Annotated in this window: 22 protein-coding genes; 3 read left to right on the forward strand and 19 right to left on the reverse strand. The window is 55.6% G+C overall.

Annotated elements, in window-relative coordinates; all coding sequences use genetic code 11:
* Positions 1-31 precede the first annotated feature (31 nt).
* The 3 genes from N6V40_RS13680 to N6V40_RS13690 are packed head-to-tail and all read right to left on the reverse strand — an operon-like array spanning position 32 to position 2,648.
* Positions 32-310, reverse strand: a complete 279-nt coding sequence (locus tag N6V40_RS13680) for a tetratricopeptide repeat protein (RefSeq protein ID WP_262198005.1) — start codon at positions 308-310, stop codon at positions 32-34.
* Positions 311-360: 50 nt separating this feature from the next.
* Positions 361-945: a thioredoxin domain-containing protein gene (locus N6V40_RS13685; protein ID WP_262198006.1), complete on the reverse strand. Its 585-nt coding sequence runs from the start codon at positions 943-945 to the stop codon at positions 361-363.
* Between the two features lie 5 nt (positions 946-950).
* Positions 951-2,648, reverse strand: a complete 1,698-nt coding sequence (locus tag N6V40_RS13690; RefSeq protein WP_262198007.1) for a hypothetical protein — start codon at positions 2,646-2,648, stop codon at positions 951-953.
* A gap of 161 nt (positions 2,649-2,809) precedes the next feature.
* Between N6V40_RS13690 and N6V40_RS13695 the strand changes: the two genes are divergently transcribed.
* The gene (locus N6V40_RS13695) at positions 2,810-4,126 is read left to right on the forward strand and encodes an AI-2E family transporter (RefSeq protein ID WP_262198008.1); all 1,317 of its coding nucleotides are present in this window, start codon (positions 2,810-2,812) and stop codon (positions 4,124-4,126) included.
* Between the two features lie 29 nt (positions 4,127-4,155).
* On the opposite strand, the gene N6V40_RS13700 is transcribed toward N6V40_RS13695, so the two are convergent.
* Positions 4,156-4,506 (reverse strand): Rv1322 family protein, encoded by a 351-nt coding sequence (locus N6V40_RS13700; RefSeq protein ID WP_131087876.1) that lies wholly within the window; start codon positions 4,504-4,506, stop codon positions 4,156-4,158.
* Positions 4,507-4,565: 59 nt separating this feature from the next.
* On the opposite strand from N6V40_RS13700, the gene nucS reads away from it, so the two are divergent.
* Together nucS and nagA are read left to right on the forward strand one after the other, a co-directional pair.
* On the forward strand, positions 4,566-5,261 hold the full coding sequence (nucS, locus tag N6V40_RS13705; protein ID WP_131087875.1) for an endonuclease NucS: 696 nt from the start codon (positions 4,566-4,568) through the stop codon (positions 5,259-5,261).
* Between the two features lie 65 nt (positions 5,262-5,326).
* Entirely contained in the window at positions 5,327-6,535 is a 1,209-nt protein-coding gene (gene nagA / locus N6V40_RS13710; RefSeq protein WP_262198009.1) for an N-acetylglucosamine-6-phosphate deacetylase, read from the forward strand.
* A gap of 63 nt (positions 6,536-6,598) precedes the next feature.
* Here nagA and N6V40_RS13715 read toward each other — a convergent pair whose 3' ends face one another.
* The 15 genes from N6V40_RS13715 to prmC all read right to left on the reverse strand — a co-directional run bounded on the left by N6V40_RS13715 (position 6,599) and on the right by prmC (position 18,891).
* A complete protein-coding gene (locus N6V40_RS13715) occupies positions 6,599-7,579 on the reverse strand; it encodes an NAD-dependent epimerase/dehydratase family protein (RefSeq protein ID WP_396267898.1) in 981 nt (326 codons plus the stop codon).
* A gap of 252 nt (positions 7,580-7,831) precedes the next feature.
* Positions 7,832-8,260: a DUF2550 domain-containing protein gene (locus N6V40_RS13720; protein WP_262198011.1), complete on the reverse strand. Its 429-nt coding sequence runs from the start codon at positions 8,258-8,260 to the stop codon at positions 7,832-7,834.
* A gap of 8 nt (positions 8,261-8,268) precedes the next feature.
* Positions 8,269-8,538, reverse strand: a complete 270-nt coding sequence (locus N6V40_RS13725; protein ID WP_131087871.1) for a F0F1 ATP synthase subunit epsilon — start codon at positions 8,536-8,538, stop codon at positions 8,269-8,271.
* Between the two features lie 2 nt (positions 8,539-8,540).
* Positions 8,541-9,986, reverse strand: a complete 1,446-nt coding sequence (atpD, locus tag N6V40_RS13730; protein WP_131087870.1) for a F0F1 ATP synthase subunit beta — start codon at positions 9,984-9,986, stop codon at positions 8,541-8,543.
* A 35-nt stretch (positions 9,987-10,021) separates the two neighbouring features.
* Entirely contained in the window at positions 10,022-10,915 is an 894-nt protein-coding gene (locus N6V40_RS13735; RefSeq protein ID WP_262198012.1) for a F0F1 ATP synthase subunit gamma, read from the reverse strand.
* Positions 10,916-10,991: 76 nt separating this feature from the next.
* Positions 10,992-12,629, reverse strand: coding sequence for a F0F1 ATP synthase subunit alpha (atpA, locus tag N6V40_RS13740; RefSeq protein ID WP_131087868.1), 1,638 nt, complete (start codon positions 12,627-12,629; stop codon positions 10,992-10,994).
* Positions 12,630-12,752: 123 nt separating this feature from the next.
* Positions 12,753-13,565: a F0F1 ATP synthase subunit delta gene (locus tag N6V40_RS13745; protein ID WP_131087867.1), complete on the reverse strand. Its 813-nt coding sequence runs from the start codon at positions 13,563-13,565 to the stop codon at positions 12,753-12,755.
* Positions 13,565-14,119: a F0F1 ATP synthase subunit B gene (locus tag N6V40_RS13750; RefSeq protein WP_131087866.1), complete on the reverse strand. Its 555-nt coding sequence runs from the start codon at positions 14,117-14,119 to the stop codon at positions 13,565-13,567. Before N6V40_RS13750 ends, N6V40_RS13745 begins: the two co-directional genes overlap by 1 nt.
* A gap of 80 nt (positions 14,120-14,199) precedes the next feature.
* A complete protein-coding gene (locus tag N6V40_RS13755) occupies positions 14,200-14,406 on the reverse strand; it encodes an ATP synthase subunit C-like protein (RefSeq protein WP_022876338.1) in 207 nt (68 codons plus the stop codon).
* 105 nt (positions 14,407-14,511) lie between these two features.
* Positions 14,512-15,303 (reverse strand): F0F1 ATP synthase subunit A, encoded by a 792-nt coding sequence (gene atpB, locus N6V40_RS13760; RefSeq protein ID WP_131087865.1) that lies wholly within the window; start codon positions 15,301-15,303, stop codon positions 14,512-14,514.
* A 286-nt stretch (positions 15,304-15,589) separates the two neighbouring features.
* Positions 15,590-16,024, reverse strand: coding sequence for a hypothetical protein (locus N6V40_RS13765; RefSeq protein ID WP_131087864.1), 435 nt, complete (start codon positions 16,022-16,024; stop codon positions 15,590-15,592).
* Positions 16,025-16,190: 166 nt separating this feature from the next.
* Positions 16,191-17,309, reverse strand: coding sequence for an MraY family glycosyltransferase (locus tag N6V40_RS13770; RefSeq protein WP_131087863.1), 1,119 nt, complete (start codon positions 17,307-17,309; stop codon positions 16,191-16,193).
* The gene (locus tag N6V40_RS17405) at positions 17,306-17,629 is read right to left on the reverse strand and encodes an L-threonylcarbamoyladenylate synthase (RefSeq protein ID WP_315973693.1); all 324 of its coding nucleotides are present in this window, start codon (positions 17,627-17,629) and stop codon (positions 17,306-17,308) included. Before N6V40_RS17405 ends, N6V40_RS13770 begins: the two co-directional genes overlap by 4 nt.
* Positions 17,599-17,988, reverse strand: a complete 390-nt coding sequence (locus tag N6V40_RS17410) for an L-threonylcarbamoyladenylate synthase (RefSeq protein WP_315973694.1) — start codon at positions 17,986-17,988, stop codon at positions 17,599-17,601. The genes N6V40_RS17405 and N6V40_RS17410 overlap by 31 nt, the downstream gene beginning before the upstream one ends.
* A gap of 42 nt (positions 17,989-18,030) precedes the next feature.
* Positions 18,031-18,891, reverse strand: a complete 861-nt coding sequence (prmC, locus tag N6V40_RS13780; protein WP_262198013.1) for a peptide chain release factor N(5)-glutamine methyltransferase — start codon at positions 18,889-18,891, stop codon at positions 18,031-18,033.
* Positions 18,892-18,896: the final 5 nt, after the last annotated feature.

Consider the following 18,896-nt stretch of genomic DNA (forward strand, 5'->3'; position numbering starts at 1 on the left):
TCTTTGAATCGCGGCGCTTTATTGCTGTGACTTAGAACAGCACTCGTGCCAATTTCTGACGTGAGGCTGCAACACGTGGATCGGTATTACCAACCACCGCGTAAAGCTCAATGAGACGGCGGCGAACGCGTTCACGCTCGTCGTCAACCAACCGAGAAATCAGCGTCACCAAACGAGCAAACGCATCTTCTACGTGGCCGCCGATGACATCAAGATCAGCGACTTCCAACTGCGCAGCGATATCCTCTGGATTCTGCGCAGCCTGTTCACGTGACTTGTTCAGGTCAAGGTTCTGCGTGCGTGAAAGCAAACGAACCTGATAGATACCAACCTGTGCATCGTGGTCGTTTGGCTTCTCGTTCAGCGCTTCGTGATAAGCAGCTTCAGCTGCAGCGTAGTCCCCGCATCAATGGCATCGATGGCCTTCTGATGCAACGGTGGCAGTGCTGGCTCAGTGTCGGTAGCAGTTCCGGAGAACGGTGGAACAGTTCCGCTCAGACCCTGCTGAACTGCCAACTGTTCAAGCTGCACAAAGAGCTGGCTGATCTGTTCTTCGGCCGCTGGGCCTTGGAACAGCGGAACCGGTTGGCCCTTGATCAGCGCAACAACCATCGGGATTTGCTGGGCTTGGAAAGCCTGAGCAATCTGCGGGTAGGTTTCTGCGTCAACCAAGCCGAGGACAAACTTGCCTCCCTTGGAATCGACCAAACGAGTGAGCAGTGCATCAAGATCAACTGACACCTGGACACGAGGCGAACCCAAAGAAACGATGGCTGGCACGTTCTGGGACAAGCCAACAAACTGTTGGAAAGCCGCCTCGTCCACATTGATGGTCCAGCTAGCAGCAGTAGCAGCCGCCGAGCTGTCAACAGCCTTTGGGGCCTGGTTAGCCAAGGCCGACAGGTCTACCGCGCCGCGGGTCGATGGGATGTTCTCTTGAGTCATGGGTACTAGTCAACTTCCTTTACACCGAGTAGGACCTGATCAGCTGAGATCAGCTGGATCTTATCGTCAGAGCCATCAGCAGGAATGTAGAACATTACTGGTTCAGCGTAAGTGCTTTCTACGCTACCGTTGGACTGATTCTTACCCAACAACTGCTGGGTGAGCTTGTCCGTGCTCTTGAGCGGATCAGCATCTTCAGTTCGTTCGAACTTTGCCTTGTTCTCCAGCTTGCCAGCAACAATGGCGCCGCCGTCTGGGGTAGATACTACGTAGGTATCACCCTTGTTGACACTGCGCTTGTAGCTCACCTTTGCCTGGTCAGCATCCTTTGACTCAGACTTCTGAGCGGCATGGATTGCCTTGATGAAATCAGAATCAGCGAATTTGTCCGCCTGCTTCGACTTCTCGTTGGTCAAAACATCGCCCAGTGCGTCCAGTGCCTTTTCAGGGGTCATCTGCAAGTTCTTGGCGTCAGCGGTCAACTGCTTGGTAGCAGGATCTCCCACAGCAATACCTGGGAAGGAAGAGTTTGGCAGCATTTGGCCGGCAAAGACTACCTGGTAGTTTTCACGAGCACTCTTCTGTACCAAGGTCAAAGCCTGTGGCAAGGTGTTGGCGTCGTTGTCCTTTGCGGTAACCACGGAGATTACGCGAGGGAACTTGGCACCACTAGCGTTTGGTACAGCGGCCGAACGCAAAACCTGAGTATTCAGGGCCTCTGGCTTATCAACCTGGAACTTCTCCTTCAGCATGTCGTAGCGCTTGCCACGCAGGTACTTGAAGGCTCCGGCAGTACGAGCTTCCAATGCCTTGGAGTCGTTCTTCTCGTCAGCAGCAGCGACCTGCTTCTGCACATCAGCCAAAACATTCTTCAGCTGTTCTTCGGTCAGCACAGGGAACTCGGTAGTTTCCTTCTTGCTGCTAGATGCCGAAGCGGACTCATCGGCAGGAGCCGAGGAGGCTGGGCTAGAGCTAGCATCTGCAGACTCCGAAGGCTTTGCGCTTGCATCATCCGAAGGCTGCATTGGCAGGGTCACGCCAGAAATTGCCAAAGCAACGACGGCAGCAGCAGCCACCGAGTGCTGGGTGTTTGTACCCTTGGTCTTTGGCTTACCTGGACGCATAACCAGCAGTGCCAGTCCGAAGACCAACAGCAGTGCGCCAGCAATGATCAGTGGCAATGCGAATGGCATTGCATCGTCATTGGCGTAAGTTACGGAAATATCCACTGGAGCGGCGTCCTTTCCGTCAGCAGCCAACAGCAGTGACCAATCACCGGAGTCTGGAGCAGTCCAGCGGTAGGTCATGGTGCCATCGGCACTCTGGGAATCGAAGAAGATGTCATCACCAGCAGGGTTAGGTACTTGCGCATCACCCTTGACATACTCGGCAATCATCTTATGGTTCTCGGTATCGATACCGGTCAGCGAAACGTGCGCTGCCTTGTCAACCCAAGCGTCAACGTCATAGCTACGGCCCAGAGACGCGGTGAAATCACCCTTGCCCTTAATGACCAGATCTATGGGGTCCAGTTTGGAATCATCGATCGATGGCTCGATCAATGTCAGCGGCGCCTCACCGTCCAGTTGCGGCATGGAAGCGGTGACCGTTTCGGGCGGGGCCCAAAAGGTCTTCTGTCCGATGCCAACTACAAGGGCCGCAGCCCCTAGCAGCATCGCGATCACGGAGATTACTTTTCGCACGAGTTCACCTATTCGCCTACGTCTCACAGCAGTTCTGTCCCAAGTCTAACGAGTCCAGCGCATTCATGGTTCCGTTCTTCGCTTGTGAAGTGACTCATTAGCTATTGCGTTCGGTGTCTTGAAACACAAAATCATCTTATTACCGCGATATGCTCAGTGCCATGGAGCAAGATCAGCCGCGTGAGCACCGCGATCCCAACGAGACCGACGAAGTTGTTAGTACGCCACAATCCGGTTCAGAATCACCATCAACTGGATCGTCTGCTCCTGACGCGTCTTCGGCAACTGGGCCTATGCCGACGGCCCCGCACACTGTTTCGGCGCAAGACGGTTTGGTCCCCCGGCTGATCACCACCCTGAACAAATTACTTAACGTGCCTCAGCGCGCCGCGGCACTGGGCGAAGAGCCCGAGCACCATTCGGGAGAAACATTTGAACCGTTCCCCTCGTTGCACCCGATCTCCATGGGCTTCTTGGCCACGATCGGTGTGGGTTTGGCGCTGGGCGGTTTTTACCTGCTAACCAACGTTGGTTCCCTACTAACTTGGATCGCCATTGCGCTGTTTATTGCGTTGGGTCTGGACCCGGTGGTTCGCTTCCTGATGCGCAAGGGACTTTCTCGACCGCTAGCAGTGGTGGCAACCATGGTGGGGATGCTGATCATTTTTGGTGGCTTCATGGCGCTGATCATTCCAACACTGGTTAATCAGATCTCCACGTTCATTGCTCGCGCGCCTGAGATCGTGGCCGATTTCTTGAACACGCAATGGGTTCAAGACATTGATACGCAGTACGCGCTCACTGAACGAGTGACGGAAGAGGTTGACCGGTTCTTTGGTGATTCAGGTGCCGTAACCAACGTCTTTGGTGGCGTTCTCGGCGTGTCACAAACCGTTGCACAGTCGATGTTTGGCGTGCTGATTGTTCTGGTCTTGGCCATCTACTTCTTAGCTTCACTGCCAGGCATGATGGGCTTCTCGCTTCGCTTAGCCCCTCGTTCAAAACGAGAACGGGTCGCTGGGTTAGCTGAAAGGATTACCCGCTCGGTAGGTAACTACGTCATGGGCCAGGCCACTGTGGCGGTTCTGAACGCATTGGTTGCCCTGCTGTTGATGACCATACTTGGCGTTCCGTTTACTGCTTTGCTTACCCTGCTTGTCGCAGTGCTCGCTTTTATACCGCTAGTGGGCGGTGTCATCGCCGGAATTTTAGTCACCTTGGTGACGCTCTCGCTGGGTTGGCAGACTGCGGTAATTTACGCGGTTTGCTACTTCGGCTACCTGCAGGTTGAAGCCTACTTCGTCTCCCCACGCATCATGCGTCGAGCCGTTGCCGTTCCAGGTGCAGTTGCGGTGATCTCGGTGATTGCCGGAGGCGCCTTGGCCGGAGTCACCGGTGCGTTGATGGCTATCCCGGTTGCAGCCAGCGCCATGATTCTTTTGCGTGAAGTGTTCATCGCACGGCAGGACCGCCGCTAGTTACTTGTCTGCTGATACTTCAGCCAAGCTTAGTAACGGTAGGAACGGGTATCCCAGCAGTGCGAATGCCAATGTCGCCTCGCGGTAGCTGCAGCGTCCTCGCCGGACCAGTGGTCCGCTCGCCACGCCACCAGATGCCCTACTCCAACGCCAATCTGTCGATTGCAACCAGGGCAGGTATAAGTCTTACTCGCGTTCATTGGTGAGATTTTGCGTACGTGCCACTGACCATCGGGGGCGTCTTGCAGTCGCACCACGCCAAAGCGTGCTTTTTGTAACCAGTCATCGGAGCCCGCTTCGTAGTCTGATTCTTCATCATGATTCCGCGCATTACCCGGACGTGAACTCTTGGGACGGCGTGGACGATTTGAACGAGGCATGTCATTAATCATGCCGTATCTCCCGGCGCATTACGCAACCACCTAGTAAAGTGTGTGAAGTGCGTTTAGTGGTTGCAAAGTGTTCAGTAGATTATGAGGGCCGTCTTCGTGCCCACCTCCCATTGGCGACTCGTCTGGTGATGGTCAAAGCCGATGGTTCGGTACTAATTCACTCCGATGGCGGTAGTTACAAGCCATTGAACTGGATGAACCCGCCGTTGACTCTTCACGAGGTTGAGCCGGACGAAGATGCCGCCGCGATGGGCGCTATTGCCACGTGGACCGTGGCCAGCGCCAAGACCGATGACAAGTTGACCATCAACTTCCACAGTTTTGAGCACGACTCGGCACACATTCTTGGCACCGACCCAGGGCTCATCAAAGATGGCGTCGAAGCTGATCTGCAGCGTCTGCTCGCCGAACAGATTGACTTGCTCGGTGACGGTCATAAGCTCATCCGCCGTGAATACATGACGCCTATTGGTCCTGTCGACATCCTCGCGCGCGATCACCAGGGCGCCACCGTTGCGGTGGAGCTCAAGCGTCGCGGAGATATCGACGGCGTTGAACAGCTCACCCGCTACCTAGAGTTGCTCAATCGTGATCCCTTGCTGCGACCCGTCACCGGAATCTTCGCTGCCCAGCAGATCAAACCGCAGGCCCGCACGCTGGCCGAGGATCGTGGAATTCGTTGCCTCACTTTGGATTATGACGCGATGCGCGGTGTCGATGACTCCGCTGGGCGCCTTTTCTAACCGTTCTTTGAGATCAATTGCCCGCAGTCGATGACTCAGAGCGTTCTGTCTTCTAAGCTGAGAGCATGACTTCGACGCGCTATGCACTTTTCGCCACCTTAGTTTCCGATGGGCTCGAGGTGACCGACGGCGTGTTAGCCGTTGATGGTGACCGCATCAGATTTGCTGGGAATAGAGATGACTTCGCTGCCCTCTCTGACTCAACCGACTACGAGATCCGAGAGCTTGATGCTGGATCCATCATCATTCCAGGACTTGTTGATGTACATTGTCACGGCGCATTGGGTACAGATTTTTCAGCGCCAGATCACTCGAATATCGCCCAGGCTGTGCAATTCCTTCACCGCGCAGGAACCACAACCTTGCTGGCGTCCCTCGTCACTGCAGAACCAAATTCCATGATCGAGGCCGCCGAAGTTTTGGCCGAATTTGCGGAAGACGCACAGATCGCGGGCATCCACGCTGAAGGACCGTTCCTCTCTGAAGCACGTTGCGGTGCCCAGGATCCGCACTTCCTTCAGGATCCTGACCCAGAGTTTGTCACCCAACTGGTTGCCGCCAGCCGTGGCCAGCTTCGCACCATGACCTACGCTCCTGAGCTAGAAGGCAGCGAAGAGCTCATCGAGCAGCTCGTTTCGCACGGTGTTGTTCCGTCCCTTGGGCACACCGACGCTAGTGCGCAGGTCGCTGCAGATTCACTGCGTTTCGCCAGTGAGGAACTTGGTAGCGCCGGGGTGGACGGTTTCACCGAACGACCGACAGTCACCCACCTGTTTAATGGAATGCCTTCGCTTCATCATCGTGAGCCAGGTCCGGTAGCCGCATGCCTTGAAGAAGCTGCAAACCACAATGCCTTTGTTGAACTCATTGCCGATGGGGTACACCTATCGCCCGATACGGTTCGTTTGGTCTACCGTCTGGTTGGTGCCAACAATATCTTGTTGGTGAGCGACTCCATGGCTGCCACCGGCCTAGAAGATGGTGCGTACACCCTTGGCCCACAGGACGTAAACGTTCGTGGTGGCGAAGCACGCTTAGCCAGTGATAACTCACTTGCAGGTGGCACCAGCACCCTACTTGAGATCGTCCAGCGCACCGTTGAGGCAGGCGTTCCACTAGTACAGGCCGTCACCTCGGCTACGAGCATTCCTGCCTCACTGATCGGTCTGGCCGACGAGGTCGGTTCCCTACACTATGGCTTCGCAGCGGATGCGTTGATCCTTGACTCGCATTTGCAGCTGACTCAGACCATCCGCAAGGGTGAGTATCTCTAGCGCATACACAACCGCTGTTATCAAAAGCCATCTCAAAACGAAATGAGATGGCTTTTGTGCTACTCACGCGCCAGTGACAAGTTCGCTGAGCAGTTGCATTTCCTCGCTGCGGCTCAGCCCCGCACGTCTGGTTCTTCTCAAGCCACGAGCCCGTTCATCGGCGAGGACATCGCTGAGCAAAGCTTCAAGTGCTCGCTCAAGTCCATTGGCATCGAGATACCGCTGATTGCTGCGCTGGGCGAAGCCAAGATCCTCTGTCGGTATCCATAGGGGCAACGAACGAGGCCCAGCCCAGTAATTGACTTCGCGTTCTCGTAGCCATGCATCGTCGGCGGTGACCAGTTCACCGCTGAAGCCTGCAATCGTTGAGGACAGATGCAAGAATTCATCAAAGCTATACGAGCTCCCGACGATGTTGAAGGTACCGGTCAATGAGCGCTCTGCGCCATCGATGATCCATGAGGCGAGATCTCTCACGTCAATCACCTGCACATAGCGGTTCTTGGTTCGCGGAACTAAAACTTGCCCGTCGCCTGCCAAAGCCAAGCGAGAGATCCAATAAGAAAAACGATCACTGGGATCTGCAGGTCCAGCGATCAATCCCGGACGAGCAATGAGCAGTCGCTCCCCTACTATGGCCGTGCTGACACGTTCTGCAGCAACTTTGGCGTGAGCGTAATCGCTCAGATCTACGGGATCATGCACTTCTGCTTCTTCATCCGCCCCGGGCTGCTGTTCATTGGCATAGACAGAAATCGAGGAGACTAGGGTCCAGTGTCCAGCGTTCTGCGAAAGTGCTGCCAACGCCTCCTGCACAAAGCGCTGGTCAAAGGAGAGCTCAATAACTTCATCAAAGTGTTCACTGCGCACCGCGTCATAAGCACCGGGTTGACTTCGATCAGAACGCACAAATCGCGCGGAGTCGACCACCTCACCTGACCTACCCCGGCTCAAACAGGTCACTTCATGACCACGTTGCACCAACTGGCCGGCGAGCTCACGTCCAAGCCAGGCAGTGCCTCCCAGTATCAAGGTTCGTTTCATAGCTACAGTCAACTACCGCGTGCGCTTCACGCCTAGCCTTTTCGCACAGGGCACAGTTGATGCAGGCCGTTACGGTCAGCCTTCTTGTGCGATCTACTTAATGGCCCGGATGATCCGCAGAATCCCAAGGATGCGGCATCCCTCCTAAATACTTGCGTCAGACCCTGCTCATACGAACAATCCAGCCTGGTCTAAAATACGCAAAAGCCGTCGTTACCCACTGGGTAACGACGGCTTTTGGTTTATGAAGATCTAGATCTGCCAGCTTCCGGCAATCGGCCCGGCTTCAAGCCAGGCCGAGAAACCGGTGTAGTCACGGTAATCCATGGCTAGCAGCAGTTCTTCTCCGTTTCGGGTGAGCATCACGATGATAAATCCTGGCGGAATACGCGAAGATTCATCATCGGTGGCCTTACGGGTCCCGGTAATGTCTAAACCTCGACGGTTCAGCTGGAACCGCGGTACCGGCGAAACAGAGAAAAACCGCAACAGATCTACATGTCCCCCGCCATAGCGGGCAATGACCATCATCCATTTGCCCTGAGGCGTACAGATGGAGGCATCAAAGGTGCCCAGCGTGCGTCGCAATTGAATGCGGCGCACAGCCATGGCTCCAAAGAACATGGCGATGCCGATCAAGATCAGCAAAGCGACCAGAACTGGTGCGGTTATCTCAAACAATTCATCGCCTACGCTGCGGTACCAAGCACAGCGTTGTCAGCAACGATCACTACACGGTCCGATTCAACGGAGAAGAATCCCCCATCAACCTGAACCGAGAAGCGTGACTCGGAAACTGGATCGATTTCCAGATCCCCAGCGGCAAGCACCGACAGCATCGGAACGTGACCGGGCAGAACGCCGATCTCGCCGTCAACCGAGCGAGCCTTGACCAGCTTCGCAGCGCCTGACCACACAAAGTGGTCAGCCGCGACGATTTCGACCTGAAGCTCAGCCATAATTAGCTAGCCTTCTGGATTTCGGCCCACTGGCGCTCGACGTCGTCAAGTCCGCCAATGTTGAAGAACGCCTGCTCAGCAATGTGATCCAAGTCGCCATCGCAAATAGCCTTGAAGCCTTCGATGGTGTCCTTGATGGCCACGGTCGAACCCTCAACACCGGTGAACTGCTTTGCGGTGTAGGTGTTCTGCGAGAGGAACTGCTGGATACGACGTGCGCGAGCAACGACAATCTTGTCTTCTTCGCCCAGTTCGTCGATACCAAGAATCGCGATGATGTCCTGGAGTTCCTTGTTCTTCTGCAAAATAGCCTTCACGCGGATGGCAACATCGTAGTGAGCCTGGCCAATGTACTGAGGATCAAGGATTCGCGAGGTCGAGGTCAGCGGATCGATCGCTGGGTACAGACCACGCGACGCGATTTCACGCGAAAGCTCGGTGGTTGCATCCAAGTGAGCGAAGGTCGCTGCTGGAGCCGGGTCAGTGTAGTCATCGGCCGGGACGTAAACAGCCTGCATCGAGGTGATCGAGCGGCCCTTAGTCGAGGTGATGCGTTCCTGAAGCAGACCCATTTCATCGGCCAAGTTCGGCTGGTAACCCACGGCGGAAGGCATACGGCCCAACAGGGTCGACACCTCGGAACCGGCCTGGGTGAAGCGGAAGATGTTGTCGATGAACAGCAGCACGTCCTGGTTCTGAACATCGCGGAAGTATTCCGCCATGGTCAGTGCCGACAGTGCCACGCGCAAACGAGTTCCAGGTGGCTCATCCATCTGACCGAACACCAAGGCGGTGTCCTTCAGAACGTTAGCCTCATCCATTTCGACCCAGAGGTCGTTACCTTCACGGGTGCGCTCGCCAACACCGGCGAATACCGAAGTACCACCGAAGTTACGTGCAACACGGGTGATCATTTCCTGGATCAGAACGGTCTTGCCAACGCCAGCGCCGCCGAACAGGCCGATCTTTCCACCCTTGATGTATGGGGTAAGAAGGTCGATCGACTTGATGCCGGTTTCCAGCATTTCGGTCGAGCCCTCAAGTTCATGGAACTTAGGTGGCTGGCGGTGGATTGGCCAACGCTCGGTGACCTGAATCTCCGAGTTATCAACGTCCAGGGCCTCGCCCAATACGTTGAAGATGTGGCCCTTGACGCCGTCGCCTACTGGGACGGAGATAGCAGCGCCGGTGTCGGTCACGGAGGTGCCGCGTACCAGGCCGTCAGTGGCCTGAAGCGATACCGCACGAATCAGACCTTCACCGAGGTGCTGGCTGGTTTCGAAGGTGATCTTCTTGGTTTCGCCGTTGAGGGTCAGCTCAGCGGTCAGTGCGTTGTAGATAGCAGGCAGTGCGTCGGCTGGGAACTCGACGTCCACGACCGGGCCAGTCACACGCGCGATGCGACCGATGGCCCCTGCGGTAACCTGCTCGTTGAGTTGGGCAGTCATCTTTCTCACTTCTTGTCTGGTCGGAACTAGGGGAATTAGCCGTTCAGCGCGTCTGCGCCGGCGATAATTTCCGATAGCTCCTGGGTGATTTCAGCCTGACGGGCATTGTTGAGCAATCGTGTGTACTTCTTGATTAGTTCGCCTGCGTTGTCGCCTGCGGCCTTCATAGCGCGCTGACGTGCAGCAAGCTCGGAGGCTGCGGACTGCAGCTGGGCATTGAACAATCGAGATTCGATGTAGCGTGGAAGCAGTGCGTCAAGCACTTCTTCCGCCGATGGCTCAAACTCGTACAGTGGCAAAAGCTCGTCGGTTGCGGTCTCGGATTCATCCTCGACAACCTCCAACGGCAACAGACGGATGACCGTCGGTTCCTGCGTGACCATCGACTTGAACTGGGTGTAGACGACGTGAATTTCTTCTACGCCACCCGCTTCATAATCGGTGTCGAAGTCCTCTAGGAGAACGTCGCGCAGCTCGCGTGCGGTTTCGAAACGCGGAGAATCAGTTTCTCCGGTCCACACTCGTGCGTACTCACGTGAACGGAAATCAAAGTAAGCCTGAGCCTTACGGCCGACCAAGTAGGTCTTGACTTCTTTGCCTTCTTCACGAAGAAGTTCGACAAGGTGCTCTGCCTGCTTCAGAACGCTGGCGGAGTAGGACCCGGCAAGTCCTCGATCCGAGGTCAATACCAAGACCGCGGCGCGGCGTACCTGCGCCGGCTCGGTGGTCAGTGGATGCTCGACATCGGCCTGGGACGAGACGGCGGTTACTGCACGGGTAATCGCATTGGCGTATGGCAGTGAAGCCGCGACACGCGTACGTGCCTTACCAATGCGGGATGCAGCGATCAGTTCCATCGCCTTGAAGATCTTGCGCATCGACTTGGTCGATCCGATCTTCTGGCGGTAGACCCGAATCTGGGCTCCCATGTGTGTCCTTTCCTTATCCCCTGTGCTGTTGTTACGGCGCCGTTACCGGCGCCGCAACTTCAACACAAGAAGATTGTCAGCGCTTCTGCTTGACGATCTTTTCCTGGTCAACGGACTCGGCGTTCAGAGCGTCATGCTCTTCGTGGCCGGCGGCAACCAGCTGGTCGCTGCCTGCACCGAAGAAGCCAGCCTTGAAGTCGGCGACGCCGGCCTTCATAGCTTCCAGGGTCTCGTTCTCCAGCTTGCCGGTCTGGCCGATAACGGTCAGAACGTCAGTGCGGTGACGCAGGTAGTCGATGAATTCAGCTTCGAAGCGGCGTACGTCCTCAACTGGAACATCGTCCAGGTAGCCGTTGGTGCCGGCCCAGATCGAAACGACCTGATCCTCAACAGCGTAAGGGGTGTACTGACCCTGCTTGAGCAGTTCCATCAGACGTGCACCACGGGTCAGCTGCTGCTTGGAAGCGGCATCCAGATCCGAAGCGAACATAGCGAATGCCTGCATGTCGCGGTACTGAGCCAATTCAAGCTTCAAAGTACCGGAGACCTTCTTCATGGCCTTGACCTGTGCCGAACCACCAACGCGGGATACCGAGATACCCACGTCGACAGCTGGACGCTGGTTGGCGTTGAACAGGTCCGACTGCAAGAAGATCTGACCGTCGGTGATCGAGATAACGTTGGTCGGGATGAACGCGCCCACGTCGTTTGCCTTGGTTTCGATGATTGGAAGACCAGTCATCGAACCTGCACCGAGCTCGTCAGAAAGCTTGGCACAACGCTCAAGCAGACGGGAGTGTAGGTAGAAGACGTCGCCTGGGTATGCTTCGCGTCCTGGTGGACGGCGTAGCAACAGCGACACGGCGCGGTAAGCTTCAGCCTGCTTGGACAGATCATCAAAGACGATCAGTACGTGCTTGCCACCGTACATCCAGTGCTGGCCAATGGCCGAGCCTGCGTATGGTGCGAGGTACTTGAAGCCTGCTGGGTCAGATGCTGGGGAAGCCACGATGGTGGTGTATTCCAGTGCACCCTGCTCTTCGAGGGTCTGGCGTACGGCAGCGATGGTCGATGCCTTCTGGCCGATTGCCACGTAGATGCAACGAACCTGCTTGGTCTCGTCACCGGTTGCCCAGTTATCACGCTGGTTCAAGATGGTGTCAACCGCAATGGCGGTCTTACCTGTCTGGCGGTCACCAATGATCAGCTGACGCTGGCCACGGCCGATCGGGATCATGGCGTCGATAGCCTTCAGACCGGTCTGCATTGGTTCGTGAACGCTCTTGCGCTGAGTTACGCCAGGTGCCTGGAGTTCCAGTGCACGGCGGCTTTCAGCCTCGATTGGGCCAAGGTTATCCATTGGCTCGCCCAGTGGGTCAACAACGCGACCCAGGAAACCGTCGCCGACTGGAACCGAAAGGATCTCGCCGGTGCGCTCGACCTTCTGGCCGTCTTCGATGCCGGTGAAGTCACCAAGCACAACGACACCGATTTCACGGGTATCGAGGTTCTGGGCCAAGCCCAGGGTGCCATCTTCGAACTTCAGCAACTCGTTGGCCATGACGGAAGGAAGACCTTCCACCTTGGCGATGCCGTCGCTCGCGGCGACGACGCGTCCCACCTCGGTGCGCTCTGCCTTACCCGGTTCGTAGGAAGATGCGAACTCGTTTAGGGCATTGCGGACGTCGTTGGCATTGATGGTCAAATCGGCCATCTGCAGTCCCTGCTCTCCTAAATTGTGATCCACCCTCAAAAGCGGTGGATCGATGTGAATGAAGTCTGTGTTGGTCCCGGAAAGCCGGAACCTCTGCCAGGAGTAAGCCACCTGGCAAAAGTTCTAGCCAACCAGTGTGCGGCGCAAATGGGCCACACGTGATGCCACGGAAGCGTCGACTACTTCGTCGCCAACCTTTACTACTACTCCACCGATCAACGATGGATCAATAGTGGAGTTGAGCTTTAGCTGACGACCATATAGCTTGTTCAGGCTGGTCTGCAGACGTGAACGCTGAAGTTCCGAAAGCTCTACAGAGCTGGTCACCGAAGCGATCCAACGCTGCTGGCGCTTGGCCACAAGCTCAACAAAACGTTCTGCCAACGTTGCAGGCTTCAAACCACGTGGGTTTGAAACAGCCTGAGCGATCAAAACCTGCGAGGTCTGCGACGCGGTAGGCACAAGCTTCAGCGCAAGAGCGCGCTTAGCTTCAACTGGGGCCTGTGCATCATCCAACGCACGCTGTAGTTCGTGATTACCACGCACTACCTCGATGAAGGAGAACAGATCCTGCTCCAGCTTGTTCAGCCCTGAAGCGCCGTTCTGCTGTTCAGCTACTGCGGTAACCGCGGTAACTGCCAGCGTTTCAAGCGCATCGCTAATGCCGCGTTCCGAGCTCCAGCGGGTTGAAGCCAACTGAGCGAGGGTTTCCTCAGCAGTAGCCGAGACCTTTCCACGCAACAGCTGAGCCAAAAGGCCTGCCTTTTCGGCATCTTCACGGGCTGGATCAGTCAATGCTCGGCGAAGACCGGCATTTGCATCCAGTACTTCCAGGACCGCGAACAGTTCCTTTGGCAGCTCAATAGATGCCAGTGCCAACTTGGGTTCTAAGAACTCCAAGGCCTTTGCCAATGACTCGCTCGATACAGTTGCCATTAGTTCGATGCACCTGCGCTCTGCTGAGTCTCCAGATCATTCAGGAACTGATCAACCACGTGCTGTGCACGGGCATCGTCCTTCAGAGCTTCGTCAACAATCTTGCTTGCAAGCTCGGTGGCCAAAGTGCCCACGTCGTTGCGAAGCGACGACTGAGCAGCAACGCGCTCAGCCTGGATCTGACGCTGAGCCTGCTCGCTGATGCGAGTAGCCTCGTCGGTTGCTTTGGTCTTCAGATCTTCAAGGATCTGAGCGCCTTCGCTGCGAGCTTCCTCGCGGATGCGGTTCGCTTCAGTGCGTGCTTCCAGAAGCTGAGCCTTGTACTGTGCCAAGGTCTCCTCTGCTTCCTTCTGCGCTGCTTCGGCCTTCTCCAGACCACCTTCGATCGCGGTAACGCGATCTTCATAGGCCTGCTCGAACTTCGGAGCAATCACCTTGATGACGATGAACAGGAGCACCGCGAAGCCAACGCCTGTGGCGAGAATTTCCCACGGGTTAGGCAGCAGCGGATTGACCGATTCTTCCGCAGCGAGGATGAAGTCAGTGCTATTCATTCTCACCATTCCTTATCTAATAGTTTCCACTTGTGTGTATGCCTCGCGATAGTGGCGAGGCCACTACAGCCGGGAAGGACTTACTTGATAACGAAGGCGAAAACCAGGCCAAGGATGGCCAGTGCTTCGGCAAGTGCGAAGCCAAGCATTGCGATTGGCTGCAGGATACGCTGTGCTTCAGGCTGACGTGCAACGCCGTTGATGTAAGCAGCGAAGATCAAGCCCACGCCGATAGCCGAACCAATTGCTGCCAGACCGTAACCGATCATGTTCAGGGAGCCGCTCATGCGATTTTTCCTTTCAAGATACCGTGCTTCTTAGCCGGTAGGTTGTGAGGTTTTCCTTGAAGGATCCAAGGAAGAACTTTTGGGATTTAGTAAATAAGAAATGGCCTAGTGGGCGTCAGCTTCAATTGCACCCTGGATGTAGATCGCGGTCAGCAGCGTAAAGACGAACGCCTGCAGAACCATGATCAACAATTCAAGGAAGTACATTGCTACGTAACCGACGATTACCAGAACACCAACACCATTCAGTGCCAGCTGATCCTGGACGACAATCAAGTAACGAGCACCTGAGGCTGCCAGCATCACAATGATATGGCCTGCCAGCATCGTCGCCATCAAACGCAACGAGTGCGTCAGTGGGCGAACAATGAAGTTAGAAATGATTTCCAAAGGCACCAGCAGGATCAGCATCACTGGGCTGACACCTGGTGGGGTGACTGCCAACTTGAAGTAACGGATACCGTGGTTCTTCAGACCTACAGCAATCCAGGTGCCGTAGATAATGATGGCCATTGCGTATGCAGAACCAGCGTGTGAGAACGATGGAAGCTGCAGGAACGGAATCGCACCGAAGAGGTTGTTGAGCAGTACGAAGAAGAAAGTCGCGAACAGCAGCGGAATCCATGGGCGGAAGTTTTTCTCGCCAATGATGTCGCGGCCGATACCGTTACGCACAAAGGCGTAGCCGGATTCAGCGAGGTACTGCATCTTGCCTGGAACCAATTTCGGGTTCTTGATGGCCATGGTGAAGAACCAAGAGATAAGCACAACCGACAAAGCGATCATGAGCATCTGCTTGCCGAAACCAGTGCCGTACTCAGCCGCCCATGGGAAAATTTCCGGGAGGTGGGTATCGTGCACGGTTGGCGGAATGAAGCCGCCTTCTTCGGAGGCCATTGGGAGCGCAAACGCGAACAACGCGCTGTCCTCTCTGCAGTAACGGTCACGGGCAAAAGGCGGTGACTGGCGGAAACTGCCTCTCACCGTGTGAAGAAAAGATCAAACGGGATCTCATCGCAGCTGTTGCCGGAGGCATCAACCTTGATGAGGAGCCATCAGCAAGTTTCCCTGCGACAGCATTAACTATTCAGCCTCACGCTTTTGGGCGCTTAGCTAAAAATGACCCGTAGTAAGCTTATCAAACTCACAGCATCCCCTGAGACATATCGCCTTCGGGAACTCTCTAGTCCTCGTTGTAGATAGCTAGCCGAGCCTTCATGAAGGCTCGCACTTCACCAATCTGCCAGGCAACGAGTGAGATTGCTGCTGCAAGAACGAATCCCTGTCGGTTTACCCACTCGGGCAAACCCAGGTTCAACAACACGAAGGCGATACCAAAAACCTTGATGACATATGCGCCCAAAAACGCGGGCATAGCCCACGTGCGGCGAATTCGTCCCGCTACTTCGGCGATCAGGATGCCAATAGCAAAAAAGCTAATGACAATCACTGCCGCCAATGCGCCCGACTGTGCGTAACGAAGATCGGCGGCCAACCACGAAATCAGGAAAAATGCGGCTGTTGCGATCAACGAATACATCAGTGACAAAGCCAGAATCGGCAACCAGATGGATTTCGGAGCTGACGAAGTACTGATGCGGGCAGAACTAGAAGCCACGACCGCAACCTTTCTTCGTCAAATCCGAGGAACCATCAAGCACCCACGATGCTGATGAAACTTGAAACTTCCGCTCACCCAAAAGAGCGTCCGGAAGAAGATCCATACTGAATTCTACACGAGATAGAAAGACATTGCTCGCGAATTGCTTGGCCAATTGGCCGGGTTAGGCCTTGCGCAATCGTTTGAGTAATGCATTGATTCTGCGCAACACCAATGGCCACCATGTACCAATAGCCGCAGCAAGGAAGAGTACCAAGGCCACAGGGACCACCAGGGCCACTGGGATGAAGGCAATTGCGACCACGGACACAGCAATCACGGCGGCCCAAATATAGAGCAAGATCACTGCCCTGCGCACTGAGTGCCCCTGAGCCAACATGCGGTGATGGATGTGTTTGGAGTCCGGAGAAAAGGGTGAGCGTTTGTTAGCCAACCGGCGCAGTACTGAGAGTACAAGGTCTAGTACTGGTAGGAACACAATAACCATGGGCAAGACCACTGGCATGTACGCCGGGATGTTTCTGAACCGTTGAGCTTCCAGCCCACGCACGTCACCGGTGACCGCAATTGCTGATACCGAGAGGATCAACCCGATGGCTAGTACGCCACTCTCCCCCATGAAGATATTCGCGGGGTTGAAATTATGTGGCAAGAATCCGAGGCAAGCACCCAGGAGCAGTGCACACAACAAGGCGCCAACGTTCGCGTAATCATCCGCGCTGACATGTGTGGCCAGTACATAGGAATAGACGAAGAAGGTGGCAGCGCCAATGGCTGCGAGGCCGGCAGCTAGACCGTCAAGCCCATCGGAGAAGTTGATGGCATTCATGGTCAGTACAATCAAAAATACTGTCAGTACAATCTGTAGCCATTGTGCGTTGATATGCCACGACCCCACAGGCAGAGACTGAATCAGCACACCGTGAGTGGCCATGATGAATCCGACGAAGATCTGGCCTAAGAGTTTGATCCACCAGCGCAGATCAAACATGTCATCTGCCAGTCCAAGAATCAGGATGACAATTAAGGCGTAACTCAGACCTTGAGGTACGTAGCCGCTGAAGACTCCCCTGAAGAAGTGGAAATTACTGGCCAGCCATAACCCCATGGCAAAAGCGGCAATAATTGCCACGCCGCCAAACTTCACGATGGGTACCTGATGCTGATCGCGGTCACGCAACATCTGGTTGTTCGTAAACCTGTGTCCCACTGACCGAACAATCGGAGTCAGCAGGTAGGAAGCGGTGAAGCTAAAGGCGATAAGCAGTAGGTATATTCTCATGCGTCCTGGCCCGGGGCATCCTGTCCCAAGTCGAGCACTTCAGGAACTACAACGCGCAACTCCTCGATGGAAATCGTTCCAGCACGGACAACCTTGAGCTGTTCACCGGTGCAATCGATAATTGTTGACGCTGCTACGTCTTCGCCGGTTTCGCCGCGCGGACCACCATCGAGGTAGACGTCTACCGATTCACCAAGCTGATCCATCGCGGACTCAATATCCAAGGCTGCTGGTTTGCCGGTGCGGTTAGCCGAAGATACGGCCAATGGTCCGGTTTCGCGCAAAAGTTCTAGGGCGGTGTCATCGTTGGGAACACGCAATCCAACAGTTCCGCGGGTCTCCCCAGATCCCAGGTCAGCGAGGGCTGCGCTTGGAGGATCAGGGTCAGTCCGCCAGGCCAAAAAGCCTCAGCAAGTTTGCGGGCAGCATCTGGGATATCGCGAGCCAGCCCATCCATGGTGGCGCTTTGCGCGATCAGTACTGGAGGTGGCATGGTGCGGTTCCGGCCCTTGGCCGCCAACAACATGGCTACTCCCTGAGCGCTGAAGGCGTCAGCGCCAATCCCGTAAACGGTGTCCGTAGGCAAAACGATGCATCGTTTATCGGCCAGGGCAGCTTTAGCTGCTGCGATGCCGTCAGCGTGTTCTTGCTCGTTGCTTACCAAAAATCTTGTGCTCACGGGATCATTCTTTCATGCACTGTGCGTAGTAGGTGGTACTGGTTAGCGGTGTGGTGCGTACCCACAGGTGGCGCGGGCTCGTCCAGTGAGGTCTTCGTGACCGGAAACTTGGGTGAACCCTGCTTCTCTGAGCATCGTCGCCGCCGAGTCTTGCTGCACTTCAGCGTGCTCCATCACAAAATATCCACCGGGACGCAATAGCTTCATGGCCTGCCCTGCCACGGCACGCGGAATCTGCAGACCATCATCGCCTAGACCGTAGAGTGCCATGGCCGGATCATGGTCTCGAACTTCGGCCTCGCGCGGGATAGCGTTAGGCGGAATATACGGCGGATTTGAAACTACCAAATCCATGATGCCTTCCAAGTCCTCAGGAAGCGTGGTGGCATCTTGATGCAGGACGGTAACCTGATGTGGCAGGCAATTAGCTTTGGTGTACTGGATAGCATCATCGGAAAGCTCCACCGCCCAGACCTTGGAGCCGGGCAGTTCACTGGCCAATGCAGCAGCAATCGCTCCTGAGCCGGAGCACAGATCAATGCAATTTGGTGCTTCTAGTGCCTGTTGGACCACAAAATCCAGCCCCAACTGCACGACCGTTTCAGTCTCTGGACGCGGCGTAAATACACCAGGGCCAACTTTGAGCTCCAGGTAGCGGAAATGTGCCACCCCGGTGAGGTGTTGCAATGGGATGCGAGTGCGCCGGGCAGCCACTAGCTGTGTGAACTCTTCGCGGTGGCTAGCTTCAAAGCTATCCCCGCGTAGCTCGCGAAGCTTGAGTTCGGAACGACTAATGCCCAGGACATGGCAAAGCAGTAGGTCGACGTCGACGCCGGGGCTTGGCACCCCGGCGTCGGCCAATGCCGCGATCGCCTTGTGGCGGACGGCAGACAGTTCTTCCAAGACGA

Source organism: Glutamicibacter sp. M10 (assembly GCF_025452055.1).
Lineage (GTDB): Bacteria > Actinomycetota > Actinomycetes > Actinomycetales > Micrococcaceae > Glutamicibacter.

What these genes read in the sequence shown, in the direction of transcription:
- N6V40_RS13685 (WP_262198006.1), bottom strand. Translation starts at nt 945, where the DNA reads ATGACTCAAGAGAACATCCCATCGACCCGCGGCGCGGTAGACCTGTCG.
- N6V40_RS13695 (WP_262198008.1), top strand. Translation starts at nt 2,810, where the DNA reads ATGGAGCAAGATCAGCCGCGTGAGCACCGCGATCCCAACGAGACCGAC.
- atpA (WP_131087868.1), bottom strand. Translation starts at nt 12,629, where the DNA reads ATGGCCGATTTGACCATCAATGCCAACGACGTCCGCAATGCCCTAAAC.
- N6V40_RS13735 (WP_262198012.1), bottom strand. Translation starts at nt 10,915, where the DNA reads ATGGGAGCCCAGATTCGGGTCTACCGCCAGAAGATCGGATCGACCAAG.
- N6V40_RS13755 (WP_022876338.1), bottom strand. Translation starts at nt 14,406, where the DNA reads ATGAGCGGCTCCCTGAACATGATCGGTTACGGTCTGGCAGCAATTGGT.
- nagA (WP_262198009.1), top strand. Translation starts at nt 5,327, where the DNA reads ATGACTTCGACGCGCTATGCACTTTTCGCCACCTTAGTTTCCGATGGG.
- atpD (WP_131087870.1), bottom strand. Translation starts at nt 9,986, where the DNA reads ATGACTGCCCAACTCAACGAGCAGGTTACCGCAGGGGCCATCGGTCGC.
- N6V40_RS13700 (WP_131087876.1), bottom strand. Translation starts at nt 4,506, where the DNA reads ATGCCTCGTTCAAATCGTCCACGCCGTCCCAAGAGTTCACGTCCGGGT.
- N6V40_RS13715 (WP_396267898.1), bottom strand. Translation starts at nt 7,579, where the DNA reads ATGAAACGAACCTTGATACTGGGAGGCACTGCCTGGCTTGGACGTGAG.
- N6V40_RS13725 (WP_131087871.1), bottom strand. Translation starts at nt 8,538, where the DNA reads ATGGCTGAGCTTCAGGTCGAAATCGTCGCGGCTGACCACTTTGTGTGG.
- N6V40_RS13745 (WP_131087867.1), bottom strand. Translation starts at nt 13,565, where the DNA reads ATGGCAACTGTATCGAGCGAGTCATTGGCAAAGGCCTTGGAGTTCTTA.
- N6V40_RS13770 (WP_131087863.1), bottom strand. Translation starts at nt 17,309, where the DNA reads ATGAGAATATACCTACTGCTTATCGCCTTTAGCTTCACCGCTTCCTAC.
- atpB (WP_131087865.1), bottom strand. Translation starts at nt 15,303, where the DNA reads ATGGCCTCCGAAGAAGGCGGCTTCATTCCGCCAACCGTGCACGATACC.
- N6V40_RS13750 (WP_131087866.1), bottom strand. Translation starts at nt 14,119, where the DNA reads ATGAATAGCACTGACTTCATCCTCGCTGCGGAAGAATCGGTCAATCCG.